We start from the raw sequence: 12,136 nt of genomic DNA on the forward strand, positions 1-12,136 counted from the left end.
GGATGGGCGATGCGCGGGCTACAGCCAGCGCTCGAACATCCGCGAAAAGGTTTCCATGAAGCGGTCGTCGACACCGCGCTGGCCCCATGCCTCTGGGGTAATGCGCACCGAGTCGGCAACATCACGCTGGAACAGCGCTTCCATTTCAGCCGCGAATTCCGGCCCCAGCACCACCGCGTTGATTTCGTAGTTCAAGGCGAAGCTACGCCAGTCCATATTGCTGGACCCCACCGTGGACCAGACCCCGTCAACCACCGCCGTCTTGGCATGCAGCAAGGCGTCGCGCCGCTCATAGAGTTTCACGCCCGCATCGAGCAAGTCGGTGTAGTGCGAGCGCCCCGCATGGAACACCAGCGACGAATCGCTGAAACCCGGCAACACCAGCACCACATCCACGCCCCGCCGCGCGGCCGCCGACAGCACGTCGATGAAGGCCGGGTCGGGCACGAAGTACGCCATGGTGATGTGGATGGACTTCTGCGCGCTTTCAAACGCGGACATCAGTGTCAGGTAAACGGTATAGCCGTCGCTGCGATCGGGCTGATTGGCCAGGATGCGCACGGTTGTCGACCCCACGGGCGCGGCGACGTGGGTACCGCCCCCCTGGATCGGCTCGTCTGACTGCGACGCCCACCCCGCCTGTATCACCTGTTCCAGTTGCTCGACCGCCGGCCCTTCGATGCGCAGATGCGTGTCGCGCCAGGGAGAGGCCTTGGCATCACCCTTGCCCTTCGTCGCCTTGGGATCATCTTGCTTCGCGCCGGCCCCGCCGCCCGAGCCCGGGCCGGAGCCCGAGGCCGAGCCTGGCGACGACTCGTAAACACTGCTGACATTGATGCCACCCACGTAGCCCACCTTGCCGTCCACCACCAGCACCTTGCGGTGATTGCGCTGGTTGGGTGACCAGCCGGCACGCGCGCTGGCGGGGTTGACGGGGTTGAACACCGCGACTTGCACGCCCGCGTCGCGCATGCGCTGGAACAAGGCGTCGGGGGTCTTGATGGTGCCGACGGCATCCACCATCAGCGCCACCTCGGCGCCCCGGTTGCGCGCGGCGATCAAGGCCTCGGCGAAGCGGGCGCCTTCCGCGTCGTCCTCAAAAATGTACGTTTCCATGTGCACGTAGCGGCGGGCCTGCGCGATGGATTGCAACATGGCCCGATACGTACTGGGCCCGTCCGCCAACAGCTTGACCCGGTTGCCGGCTGACAGCGGCGCGCCGCTGACGGCTTGTTCCACCGCCAAGTGCCGCGCAAGGAAATCGTCTTTGGGCGTGTCGGGATCCGCCGCAATGCCATGCCCGCGGCGGTAACTGTCGCGGGCCGCGTCAGCGGACAGGCCGGCCTGCGCCTTGCGCGCCTGGCGTTCCTGCGCATCGGGCACGCTGGCGCAACCCGCCGCCACCGTGGCGGCACAGATCAGCAACAGCGCACGAGCCCAACGGCGCGCGCCGGGCAGCCATACAGGCTTGCCCGGCGCGAGTTCAATCCGGCCCAGGGCCGGAGGCGGCTTCATGAGAGAAGCCCGATTTAACGCCGGCCGCTAGCCACCAAGCACCCCAGCACAGCGCCCAGCAGCGCTGCCACGCCCACCGACTTCCAGGCGTTTTCATGCACGTACTCATCGGCATAGGCCTTGGCGCGATACGCACGTTCGCGCGCCGCGCCTTCCCAATCACCCGCGTGGTGGCGGGCTTCGGCCAGTTGCTGCTTCAAGCGCGCGCGCGCGGATTCAATTTCGGAGCCCGTGTAGGAAGCCGTCGAGCGCAAGAGATCTTCAGTTCCGGCGACCAGGTCGCGGAAGCTGTCGTTGACCCGATCGCGATGCAGAGCCATCTCGGCGCGTTGGTGCTTTCGATTCATAGTCGCTCCTTGAAAATATTGAGTCCTTGGGACGCCGCCCGCCGCGTGCTTCGACGCACATGGCAACGTCATCCCGTTGACCAGAACTTCATTGTGCCGATCATTCGCCGCCGCCGCTCCAGCTTTCGCAACCAGCCGTAATTCGATATTTCAGCGGACCGAAACTTGCTGGTGCGGTCACAAGGACCCGGGCGCGCGTTTTCCGCCCCCGTTTTCCGATTTCGTAAAAGTCCATTGCATTCAGCGGCTTGGCGCTTGACACCGGAACCCCCCTGGCCGCCACAATAACCCCCTTGCAATGCGCTTCAACTGCCTCAGAAAAAGGAATGAACGCATGGTTTCCCCTTCCGCAGTGCTTGCCCACGCCGCCTCCGATTTCCTTGAGCGCGCATCGTCGGCCCCCAGCCCTGAACAAGCCGAACTGCGGGACGGCCTGCTGGACGATCCCGCCCATATCGACCCCAAGTACCTTTACGACGCGCTGGGCTCATCGCTGTTCACCGCAATCACCCAATTGCCCGAGTACTACCCCACGCGGTGCGAAGCGGAGATTTTCCAGCGTCATGGCCAGGACATCGCGCGCCATGTCGGGCCGGTGCAATCCATGATCGACCTGGGCGCCGGCGATTGCGTGAAAGCCGAACGACTGTTTGCTCGGCTTCGACCCAAGCATTACATTCCGATCGACATTTCTGCCGACTACCTGCAGACAGCAGTCGAACGGCTACGGCTGTCGTACCCGGATCTGAACGTCACGCCGGTCGGCCAGGATTTTTCGCAGGTGCTGGCACTGCCTGCCGGCGTGCCTGAAGCACAGCGGCTGTTCTTCTACCCCGGTTCCAGCATCGGCAACCTCAGCCCCGACGACGCGCACGCCATGCTGCAACGTATCCGCGCGCAATGTGAAGGCGGCGGCTTGTTGCTTGGAGTGGACCGCGTCAAGCCCAAGCAGGTGCTTGAACCCGCCTACGACGACGCCCTGCACCTTACCGCCGCCTTCAATCTGAATCTGCTGCGGCACGTCAACACCGTGCTGGACACCGATTTCGATGTGGCGGACTGGCGTCACGTCGCGCTCTTCAACAGCGCTCGCTCGCGCGTTGAAATGCATCTGGAAGCGCTCCGCGCGGTGCGCGTGTGCTGGCCGGGCGGCGTGCGCGAATTCCGCCCTGGCGACCGCATTCATACCGAAAATTCCTACAAGTTCACGCCGCAAGCCTTCTCCGATCTGCTGCAAAGCGCGGGCTTTCACGACATTGCCCACTGGTCGGATTCGCGCGGCTGGTTTTCGGTTTTCAGCGCCCGCGCATAACGTGGGCTTTCCCCTTAACGCCACTGGAGGATCGCCATGGAACCCGCCTGCCTGCTGACTCATCCCGCCACCGGTCCCTACGCTGGCGGACAGGCCGGCCAGCACGATCGCTACGACGCCGTGCGGTCCACCAGCACCGCGCTCGCCGCGCCGTTGAGCCCTGAAGATTGCCAAGTGCAATCCATGCCGGACTGCAGCCCCGTCAAATGGCATCTGGCGCACACCACCTGGTTCTTCGAAACGTTTTTGCTGACGCACTTCCACCCTGCCTACAGCGCCTTCCACCCGCAGTACCGCATGCTGTTCAACTCCTACTACAACGCCATCGGCGCCAAGCATCCACGCCCCCAGCGCGGCCTGCTGTCGAGGCCCACACTCGCCGACGTGCAGCAGTACCGCCAACATGTCGACACCGCCATGCACGACCTGATCTCGCGCTTAGGGGGCAACGATCCGGCCTTCGACGCCTTGCTGGAGCTGGGCCTGAACCACGAACAGCAACATCAGGAACTGATTCTTACCGACGTGAAGCACATGCTGTCCTTCAACCCGCTCAAGCCCGCCTACGTGGCCTCGGGTTCGCCGGCATTGCCCCCTGCGACGCCTGCCGGCTGGACGCGCTACGGCGGCGGCATCACGCGCATCGGCCACGACGGCCGAGGCTTTGGCTTCGACAACGAAGGCCCTGCCCACGAAGTGCTGCTGGCACCGTTCCATCTGGCCGACCGGCTTGTCACGCAACACGAATTCCTGGCGTTCATCCAGGACGGCGGCTACAAGCGGCCCGAACTCTGGTTGTCGGCTGGCTGGGACCGCGTATGCGCCGAAGGTTGGCGCGCGCCGCTTTACTGGGAAGGCCAACGCGACGACTGGCGCGTCTTCACCTTACGCGGCATGCATGAACTGGAACTACAGGCTCCCGTCACACACGTGAGCTACTTCGAAGCCGACGCCTACGCGCGCTGGGCGCGCGTGCGCTTGCCGCGCGAAGCGGAATGGGAACACGCCGCCCGACAACTGGCCGACCCCGCGTTTCCCGGCCGCGCCAACATGCTTGAAAACGGGCACCTGGACCCGCGCCCGGCCCCGGCTCGCAACGGCTCGGGCGGCCCCGTTCAATTGTTTGGCGACACCTGGGAATGGACATCCAGCGCCTACGACGCCTACCCCGGCTACAAGCCCGACGCCGGCGCCGTGGGCGAATACAACGGCAAGTTCATGTGCAACCAGTACGTGCTGCGGGGCGGCTCCTGCGCCACGCCACGCGACCATGTCCGCGCAAGCTACCGCAATTTCTTTCCGCCTGAAGCCCGCTGGCAGTTTTCGGGAATCCGCCTGGCCAGGGACGTCTGAATCACTTCCTGTTTTTTTTGCCACGAGCCCGCTTGCAAACAAAAAAAGTTTCATGCTAGAATTTCGTTCTTCGTTAATCAGCGCTACGGAATAGAAGCCGCGGCAACACTGAATAACGAACAAGGATTGGCGCATTAGCTCAGCCGGTTAGAGCGACGGAATCATAATCCGCAGGTCCCCTGTTCGAATCAGGGATGCGCCACCAAGAATTAAAAAGGCCCTCACTTCGGTGAGGGCCTTTTGCGTTTACGGCGTCTGCAAAACTACAACGCAAAACTACAACACAACCGAAACGCAACCAGCACCACTACAGCGTCCGCAGCGTATCGCGGCGCTTGCCGCCCCAGGTTGCGGCCAAGCTTGCCACAAAGGCGCCGATCAGCATTGATGCGAAGCCCCACAGCGCGAACGCGGCGGCGGCCTTGCGGGCCTGGTCGGCGGCTTCCTTGGCTTTTTGCTTGGCGTCTTCGGCCGCCTTCTTGGCGTTGGCGATGGTCTGCTCAACGCGGCGCTGCGCAACGGCAGGATCCTGGCCGGTTTGCGCAGCTACCACCTTGACCACGTAGTCGCGGTCTTCGGGCGTCATATCGCCGCGCGCCAGGCTCATGGCCACGATACGACCCACTTCCGCGCGGGCCGTGCCACGGTCGCCGGCCGCGTCAGGCCGATCGGAACGCATCAGCGTATCGGTGAAATATTCGGTCGCGCGGTCCATGCCGCCACCACCCGCCCCCGCCGCGCCGGCTGCCGCCGTTGCCGTGACCGCCGTGCTCGCCCCCGACGCAACCGCTGCGCCCGCTTTGGCTGCGCCTGACGCAAGCGTTGCAAGCGCCGAACCCAGCAGCGCCGCGCTGACGACCGCGCTCAGGGCCCACACCAGAAAGCCATGCGCGGTATCGCGGAAGTAGATTTCATCCGAATGCACATCAACCCACTTGGTGCGCAAGCGTCCGGCCACGTACCCGCCAATGCCGTACGAAATGATCTGCGTGAACAGCATCCACGCAATGATGCCGATACCCACGGCGGGCGCCGACATGCCCTCGTCGCCCCACGGGGAAACGGACAGGAAGCCCAGGCCCGTTCCGCCGGCGAACAATGCCAGCGACAATGCCGCCGCGATTACCGCGCCAGCGAACACCGCCGCCCAGGACACCCCCGATATTGCCGACTCACGCGGTGGCACGGCGCCGCCGTAGGCCAGGCTTGAAGATGATGCGTTTTCCATGGTGATTCCTTGTTCATTGTTTTGTGGCGCCGGCCGTGCGTAATACTCATCGGCACATCCGCACGAAAATACCGAACGGCGCCGCTACGCAAGCCGCCCGGCGTCAATGCCAGAAAAGTGCCAGCAGGATGATGATGGGAATAGGCACGCCAAGCAGCCACAGCAAAATGGAACGCATGACAGTCTCCTTTTAAGTTCTTCGATTAGCGCGGTCCTGGCATTCAGGCCAGGTCAATCGCGCCCGGCAGGCGGGGATCCGGCGCGGGTGGGGTCGGATCCACGAGCGGCGGATCATCGGGCGGCTGATTCGGATCCGGCAGCGGGTCGTCGGGCGGCAGGTTGCCGGGCAAGGACGGATCATCCGGCGGCAGGTCGTCCGGCAAGCCGGGCTCGCGATGCGGAATTTGGGACATGGCTTGTTCTCCTCTGGCGGCGCCAAGCGCGCCACCAGCCCTTCAGCAAATACCGTTCCCACATGCTGCCCCGCCGTGGTCATGCTTCGCTTGGTTCACGCCCAGCAAAAAGCCCTCTTGCGAGGGCTTCCATAAGCGATTCACCAATCAGCGGTTCACGAATCCGGCTTGCTCAGGGCTTGGGCTTGCCGTCCGGCTTGTTGTCCTTTATCCCCGCCAAGCCATTTTTTGCACCTGCGCCCAGAAATTCCACGACGGCGGCTTTGCCCGCGGCTGACGCTTCATCCTGGCTGCCGTAGCGCTTTTCAGAATAATTGGTGCTGTGCACATTGCCGCTTTCGGGATCAAGCAAGGTAATGATCCACGCAAACTCTCCCGGCAAGAGTTGCCTGACCTGAAGCGTGGCGCGCGTGCCGGGGCGCAATTTCTGCGTCATTTTTTGGATTTTCCGTGGAGGTTGTGGGGCCATCGTAGCGCAATCCGCCCGCCCATCAACACGCTTTCGCACGCTGTTTGAAATGTTGCGCGCGCACATGGATTCATGCTGCAGGGCCCGCGGCGAAAACGCCACACCGCCACGATCGTGCCAGGAAAACCCTAGGGCCAAGTCCGCTGATACAGGCGCACAATCAGTACAAACATCTAGACCGCGCAACGCGGCGCCGAATCCCTTAATCAGGCGAGGACGGAGACAACATGACTTACGTAGCAGTGGTAATGAGCTGTTTGATGGTTATGGGTATCGTCGGATTGGTGATTCAAACGATTCGAAGCGCGGGGCCTGAGCCCTGGCTGAAGATATCGGCGGCGATTGTCAGTTCAACCTTCGCGTCTTTGTTACTGATTCCGCTGGGGTATGCGGTCGCTCAATCCATGTTGATCGACTGACTGCCCCGCCTAAGCGTTTTAGCCGCCCCGGGCTAATCGCCCCGGGCGGATTTGCTTCTTGTCGCCACCCAACACAGCAAAGAGCCGGCCGTGACCATTGCCACGCCTTGCCAGAACGAGGCGGTCAAGCGGGTGGACAGCCACAGGGCCGCGAAAAACGTGGAAAGCACCGGGGTGAAATAGGACGCAGTCGCCAGCAGAGTCAGGTTGCCCTTCAGTATTCCCACGTTCCAGAGGGCATAACCGGCAGCCATCGCACCGCCGGTCATGCATAGCTCCAGCGTGGCCGGCCCGGAGAAAACCAATGGCGGCTCGGCGCTGAAAAAGTACTTCGCCCACAATGCCGCAGCGGTCAGCATGAAAAATAACGCCACGCCGTTCTTGCCGTTGGCAAAGCGCTTGGTCACATTGCAATAGACGGCCCAGATAATGGCGCCGCCGAATGCCAATCCGTAGCTGAGAGGATTACTGGATATGTTTGCGACGGTGCGCTCCCAAGACAAGCCGGAACCGCCCACGACCCAGGCAATGCCGCATACCGACAGCAAGATTCCCGGCACGACCCAGGCGTTGGCGCGCTGGCCATTGAACACGATAGCCAACAACACCGTCAGGCAAGGCCACAGGTAATTAACAATGCCCAACTCGATGGCCTGGCCACGATCAATGGCATAGCCCAACGACAGCGACAGGCAGATTTCGTAGGCAACGAACAGCAGACTGCCCACGATGAGATACAGACGTGGAAAACTCCGTAACGTCGGAAACCCAAGCAGACACACAAGGAATATTGAACCTACCGTATAAATAAGCGCGGCGCCTCCGACAGCCCCAAAGTTCTCGCTGACACCGCGAATCAGCCCGACGACCGACCCCCACAGCAGGATTGCCAACAAACCAAAGAGAGTGGCCGCATTCCGGCCGGAAAATGATCGCATTAACGTTTTCGCTTGATTGCTTGTTGGCTTGCTTGGCGCCCGCCCTGGCGCGGAAGCAGGCGGGCAGTGTAGCGAAAACCTATCGTTATCGTAGTGACCAGCCGGCACGGAAGAAACCCGCGCCGGGAAACGCGACAGACCCACTGAAACATCAAAAAAGAGGGAGTATTAGCCGCATGGCCATTTCCATACGTCGATTGAGCGATGTGCTTGCCAGCACAGAATCGGGCAGGCTTTACCGGATAGAGGTTTTCTTGCAGGCGGACGACCCGGGTCCTTCCAGCCCCAGACCGCAAGCCACCTCCCGCTACATCCTCAGAACGTCGGACGGAGAAGGCGTGATCGCCCTGGGCGAACGGCGGTATCGCTTGACATCGGGTGAGGTCCTGACGGCGCTGGCGCCGCCACCCGCACCGCAACCCGACACCTGAACACACCCGCGCGCGGCGTCACACATCCGACGCCACCCGCCGCTTGCCCTCCCCCTTGGCCTTGTACAGCGCAACATCGGCGCGTTCCAGCAACTGGAGCATGGTGATGCCCGAGTCGGGATACACGGCAATGCCGACGCTTGCCGACACGGCTACGCGGATTCCTGGATAGGGTAACGACAGGCTTTCGACCAAGGCCTCGGCCACCGGCTGCGCCTGCTCTTGGCGCACGCCCATCAACAGCACGGCGAATTCATCGCCGCCAAGCCGGGCCGCCACGTCGGATACGCGGATGGCGCGCGCCATTCGGTCGGCAGCTTCCTTCAACACCGTGTCGCCCGCAGCGTGGCCGTGCAGGTCGTTGACCGCCTTGAAGCCATCCAGGTCGATGGCAAGGAGCGCGAAAGAATCGCCGCTGCGCTGAGCCACGGCCAGTTCACGCAGGATGAGTTCTCCGAACAGCACGCGGTTGCACAGGCCGGTCAAGGGATCGTAGTGCGCCAGGTGCTGGGCATGCGCCAACATGCGCGACGCCTGCAAAAGCGCGGTGCCCACTTCCTCGGCCTCTTTGACGCTGGTGCCGGCCAGTTCAACCGTGCGCCCTTCTCCCAGCGCCAACGCCGGCCCCACCAACCCTTGCACCGCCGAGGTCAGCCGATTGGCCAGGCGCAGCGCCAGCCATAGCCCCAGGCCGAACGCGAACAGCGTGCCCAGCGCCACCCAGGCGATGGAACGGTACAGGTTCGTCGTGACCAAGGTCATGGGCGCGCCAGCGGCAACCGTCCACCCCGACAGCGACGAACGGCTGAAGGCGGTATAGACGGGCGTTCCCTCTTTGGTTACCGATTCAAACGCGCCTTCGTTTTCCTGCCGCACCGCCTGCACCAAGGCCGGCACGGCTTTCTGGCCGACGAACGTCGAGGCATCGCGCGTGCGGGCGATGATGGTTCCGGATTCGTCCAGAACCGCCGCCACCCAGCCTTCGGGCAAGGCACGCCGGCCCAGCATGGCGCCGATGCGATCCGGAGACAAGCCCACATTCAAGCTGTAGATGACGCTATCGTCGCGCACCACCGGCACGCCCATCGCAATGATCGGCCGCTTGGTGACGCCGCCGGTGAACAGGCTCGTGAGCACCGGCGCCCGCGTGGTGAAGACCCGGCGCAGCGCTTCCGGCGCACCGCTCAAAGGCAAGCGTGATCCGTAGGGCACCAAGGTGTTGATGATCTGACGCCCATCCCGGTCGGTCAGGGCGTAGCTGTCCACGATTTGAAAGCGCACCGAATCCCGCGCACGCTGATGAAAACTGGCCAGGTCGCCGCCAAGCAGGTCGGGCGAAGACGCCAGCATCTGCACGCCGGCTTCAACGCCCGTGAGTTCGCGGTCAAGAATGGAGGTGAGGTTGCGAGCCAGAAAAACCGTGTCGCGGAAGATCCGATCTTTTTGGACGATATAGCTTTCGTACACCGCCAACGACGCCACAACCAGCGCCGGCGAAATACAGGCGAACACGAGCGTCAGCAAACCGGTCCGCATGGAATACCGGTGTGGAGGGCGCGCCCTCGCGCCAGCCAGGCTCTCGCCATCAGCCATCGCTTTCCCCCTTGGACCCATGCGCCTCCCGATACGTCCAGCCCGGTGATGCATCCAGGCTGGATGAAATTCAGAAATTATTGCAGACCCGCGCAACCGCACAATCCTCGCTCAGACGCCTTTGCATGCGCTAAACGCACCTTTTGGCAAGCTGTATCGCGTCCCCAATTTACTCCGGAATGTCCGGCCAGGCGACGATTTCATCGCGCTCGAATCACCGCCCAAAGCCGCGCGGCCGCCAGGTTGCTACTATGCGCGGCATGAAGAATCCGTCCCTGAATAGAACCGCCGCAGGCCCGCTGGATGCCCCTGACCGGACCGTCCTGTTGTATGGCGTCATCGCCGCATTGCTTGGCGTGTGCCTGCACCAACTCATGGCCCACCGAATGTGGCCATGGGGGCATCCCTTTGCCCTGTACTTCCTGCTGCAATGGCTGGCGTTGGCGCCGCTTGCCGGCGCCCTGCTGTCAGGCAGCATGCAAAGCCCCAGGCGCTGGCTGGCCGCGCTGGCCATCTACGGCGTGCTGCTGCCTGCCGTGACCGCCTACGGCTTGACCGCCACCTATGGCGCACTGCCCAACGAACGCGGAGGATGGCTCAGCCGCGGCGACTACTTCATGCCGCTGCTGTTGACGAGCGTCGCGGGTTTCGTGGCGCTGCCGCTGCTGCAAGCGCTGGACCCGCGCCGGCCACAGTGGGATTACCCCGCTGTATTCCGCGCGGCGTGGCGTGCCGCAGTCCATCTGGGCTTGAGCCTTTGCCTGGCGTCGTGCGTCTGCCTGCTGCTGGCGGCGGCCGGCGCCATGTTCGACATGATCGGCATCCGGCTTGTCCGCGGGCTCGTCGAAAACGCGACGTTCCGGTTCGCCGTCTGGCCGATGATCCTGGCTGCCTGCCTTGTGGGCGTGCGGCGCCGCCCCGCCCTGACGGAAACGTTGCAGCGTTCGTGGCTGACCTTGAACGCCTGGCTACTGCCACTGGTCACGCTGGTAGGCTTGGCCTTCACCGTTGCCCTGGCTGCCAGGCTGGCATTGGGCCTGCAAGCGGTGCAGTTGTCCGCCGGCGCGTTGATTGCGTTTTCGCTGGTGTGGATCAAGCTGATCAACGCCGCCTGGCAAGATAGCCCGAATGCCGCCCCATTCGGCCCGCGCCTGCGTCGGGCACTGCGCTGGGCGATGGCGTGCCTGCTGCCGTTGGCGGCCGTGGCCCTGTACGGCGCGGCGGTCCGCGTTGACCAGTACGGTTGGACGGTGCTGCGCGCCTGGGGCGTGGGCAGCAGCGTGATCCTGGTGCTGTACGGGGCGGGCTATGCCTGGGCCGCGCTACGGAGCAAACATGACTACGCAACGCTCGCGGCCACCAACCTGGTCGCGGCCTTCGCCACACTCGCATTGCTGCTGGCGTTCAACACGCCGATCGCCAACCCCATGAAGCTGACCGCCGAAAGCCAGTTCCAGCGCTTGATCGACGGGCGCAAAGACCCGCAGGACTTCAGCTTTTACGCCATGGGCAACGACTACGGCCGGTGGGGGCAGGATGCCCTGCGGCGCCTGGCGGAAGGCGCCGCCAATGCACGGGACCCACGGATAGCCACCGCGGCGGCCGAAACCCTGAAGGGCGGCTATTTCCAATGGGACAAGCCCGGGCAAGCCGCCGCCGACGCGGCGCCCGTCGACGCACCGCCGCTTGCGACCACGCCCTCGGGCCGTGACGTTCCGTCGGCGTGGTGGGGATTTCTGCGGGCCGAGTTTGCTGAGCAGGCACGGGTGTGCGCAACACCCATCGATCCCGCGACAGATGACGCATCAAGCACGCAACCTTGCCAGGTGATCTACGCTGACCTGACCGGCGACGGGCAGGAAGAGATCATCCTGTATGTAGCGCCGCAACAGCGCGGGGAGCGACGCTCGCGGGAATGGTTCATTGCGTTTGCGCCGAACGCCGCCGGCCAATGGCGCCATCTGGGCTACCTGTACGCAGAGAGTTTCGAGCAGCCCCTGCAAGACGCAACGGGCGTCGACGACATTGCGCAGGCGCTGAAGCAGGGGCTGGTGCGAACCCAGCCCCGCGCCGACCGCGATCTGATGATCGGCGACCAGTTGCTGCGCCTGCGCTGAC

Annotated in this window: 12 protein-coding genes and 1 tRNA gene; 6 read left to right on the forward strand and 7 right to left on the reverse strand. The window is 63.7% G+C overall.

All coding sequences use genetic code 11. From position 1 onward, the window contains the following. Nucleotides 1-18 precede the first annotated feature (18 nt). Complete coding sequence (locus tag M2361_RS20885; protein WP_259251614.1) at nt 19-1,515, reverse strand: phosphatidylserine/phosphatidylglycerophosphate/cardiolipin synthase family protein; 1,497 nt, start codon at nt 1,513-1,515, stop codon at nt 19-21. A 14-nt stretch (nt 1,516-1,529) separates the two neighbouring features. Further along, a complete protein-coding gene (locus M2361_RS20890; protein ID WP_050445943.1) occupies nt 1,530-1,862 on the reverse strand; it encodes a YqjD family protein in 333 nt (110 codons plus the stop codon). Nucleotides 1,863-2,196: 334 nt separating this feature from the next. On the opposite strand from M2361_RS20890, the gene egtD reads away from it, so the two are divergent. From egtD to M2361_RS20905, 3 genes are all read left to right on the forward strand, one after another. After that, nucleotides 2,197-3,174 carry an L-histidine N(alpha)-methyltransferase gene (egtD, locus tag M2361_RS20895; protein ID WP_259251615.1) on the forward strand — a complete coding sequence of 326 codons (978 nt, stop codon included), beginning with the start codon at nt 2,197-2,199 and terminating at the stop codon, nt 3,172-3,174. Nucleotides 3,175-3,210: 36 nt separating this feature from the next. After that, nucleotides 3,211-4,527 (forward strand): ergothioneine biosynthesis protein EgtB, encoded by a 1,317-nt coding sequence (egtB, locus tag M2361_RS20900; RefSeq protein ID WP_259251616.1) that lies wholly within the window; start codon nt 3,211-3,213, stop codon nt 4,525-4,527. Nucleotides 4,528-4,655: 128 nt separating this feature from the next. Further along, nucleotides 4,656-4,732: transfer RNA gene (locus M2361_RS20905), tRNA-Met, on the forward strand. Between the two features lie 102 nt (nt 4,733-4,834). Here the strand turns inward: M2361_RS20905 and M2361_RS20910 are convergent. The 3 genes from M2361_RS20910 to M2361_RS20920 all read right to left on the reverse strand — a co-directional run bounded on the left by M2361_RS20910 (nt 4,835) and on the right by M2361_RS20920 (nt 6,637). Beyond that, nucleotides 4,835-5,755: a hypothetical protein gene (locus M2361_RS20910; protein ID WP_259251618.1), complete on the reverse strand. Its 921-nt coding sequence runs from the start codon at nt 5,753-5,755 to the stop codon at nt 4,835-4,837. Between the two features lie 221 nt (nt 5,756-5,976). Then, a complete protein-coding gene (locus tag M2361_RS20915) occupies nt 5,977-6,168 on the reverse strand; it encodes a hypothetical protein (protein ID WP_100857055.1) in 192 nt (63 codons plus the stop codon). A gap of 172 nt (nt 6,169-6,340) precedes the next feature. Continuing rightward, nucleotides 6,341-6,637 carry a hypothetical protein gene (locus M2361_RS20920; protein ID WP_259251621.1) on the reverse strand — a complete coding sequence of 99 codons (297 nt, stop codon included), beginning with the start codon at nt 6,635-6,637 and terminating at the stop codon, nt 6,341-6,343. A gap of 227 nt (nt 6,638-6,864) precedes the next feature. Here M2361_RS20920 and M2361_RS20925 point away from each other — a divergent pair, with 227 nt between their 5' ends. Next, on the forward strand, nt 6,865-7,056 hold the full coding sequence (locus M2361_RS20925) for a hypothetical protein (protein ID WP_100857057.1): 192 nt from the start codon (nt 6,865-6,867) through the stop codon (nt 7,054-7,056). Between the two features lie 32 nt (nt 7,057-7,088). Here M2361_RS20925 and yddG read toward each other — a convergent pair whose 3' ends face one another. After that, the gene (gene yddG / locus M2361_RS20930; RefSeq protein WP_259251622.1) at nt 7,089-7,994 is read right to left on the reverse strand and encodes an aromatic amino acid DMT transporter YddG; all 906 of its coding nucleotides are present in this window, start codon (nt 7,992-7,994) and stop codon (nt 7,089-7,091) included. A 176-nt stretch (nt 7,995-8,170) separates the two neighbouring features. Here yddG and M2361_RS20935 point away from each other — a divergent pair, with 176 nt between their 5' ends. Then, nucleotides 8,171-8,425: a 6-phosphofructokinase gene (locus M2361_RS20935; RefSeq protein ID WP_259251624.1), complete on the forward strand. Its 255-nt coding sequence runs from the start codon at nt 8,171-8,173 to the stop codon at nt 8,423-8,425. Between the two features lie 18 nt (nt 8,426-8,443). Here M2361_RS20935 and M2361_RS20940 read toward each other — a convergent pair whose 3' ends face one another. After that, nucleotides 8,444-10,018 carry a sensor domain-containing diguanylate cyclase gene (locus tag M2361_RS20940; RefSeq protein ID WP_259251626.1) on the reverse strand — a complete coding sequence of 525 codons (1,575 nt, stop codon included), beginning with the start codon at nt 10,016-10,018 and terminating at the stop codon, nt 8,444-8,446. A 260-nt stretch (nt 10,019-10,278) separates the two neighbouring features. Between M2361_RS20940 and M2361_RS20945 the strand changes: the two genes are divergently transcribed. Further along, complete coding sequence (locus M2361_RS20945) at nt 10,279-12,135, forward strand: DUF4153 domain-containing protein (RefSeq protein ID WP_259251627.1); 1,857 nt, start codon at nt 10,279-10,281, stop codon at nt 12,133-12,135. The last annotated feature ends 1 nt before the right edge of the window (nt 12,136 follow it).

This window comes from Achromobacter sp. JUb104, assembly GCF_024806975.1.
Lineage (GTDB): Bacteria > Pseudomonadota > Gammaproteobacteria > Burkholderiales > Burkholderiaceae_B > Achromobacter > Achromobacter spanius.

Excerpts from the sequence above, each read along its gene's own strand:
- M2361_RS20915 (WP_100857055.1), bottom strand. The coding sequence starts at position 6,168 with ATGTCCCAAATTCCGCATCGCGAGCCCGGCTTGCCGGACGACCTGCCG.
- M2361_RS20910 (WP_259251618.1), bottom strand. The coding sequence starts at position 5,755 with ATGGAAAACGCATCATCTTCAAGCCTGGCCTACGGCGGCGCCGTGCCA.
- M2361_RS20925 (WP_100857057.1), top strand. The coding sequence starts at position 6,865 with ATGACTTACGTAGCAGTGGTAATGAGCTGTTTGATGGTTATGGGTATC.
- egtB (WP_259251616.1), top strand. The coding sequence starts at position 3,211 with ATGGAACCCGCCTGCCTGCTGACTCATCCCGCCACCGGTCCCTACGCT.
- M2361_RS20945 (WP_259251627.1), top strand. The coding sequence starts at position 10,279 with ATGAAGAATCCGTCCCTGAATAGAACCGCCGCAGGCCCGCTGGATGCC.
- M2361_RS20890 (WP_050445943.1), bottom strand. The coding sequence starts at position 1,862 with ATGAATCGAAAGCACCAACGCGCCGAGATGGCTCTGCATCGCGATCGG.
- egtD (WP_259251615.1), top strand. The coding sequence starts at position 2,197 with ATGGTTTCCCCTTCCGCAGTGCTTGCCCACGCCGCCTCCGATTTCCTT.
- M2361_RS20885 (WP_259251614.1), bottom strand. The coding sequence starts at position 1,515 with ATGAAGCCGCCTCCGGCCCTGGGCCGGATTGAACTCGCGCCGGGCAAG.
- M2361_RS20940 (WP_259251626.1), bottom strand. The coding sequence starts at position 10,018 with ATGGCTGATGGCGAGAGCCTGGCTGGCGCGAGGGCGCGCCCTCCACAC.
- M2361_RS20920 (WP_259251621.1), bottom strand. The coding sequence starts at position 6,637 with ATGGCCCCACAACCTCCACGGAAAATCCAAAAAATGACGCAGAAATTG.
- M2361_RS20935 (WP_259251624.1), top strand. The coding sequence starts at position 8,171 with ATGGCCATTTCCATACGTCGATTGAGCGATGTGCTTGCCAGCACAGAA.
- yddG (WP_259251622.1), bottom strand. The coding sequence starts at position 7,994 with ATGCGATCATTTTCCGGCCGGAATGCGGCCACTCTCTTTGGTTTGTTG.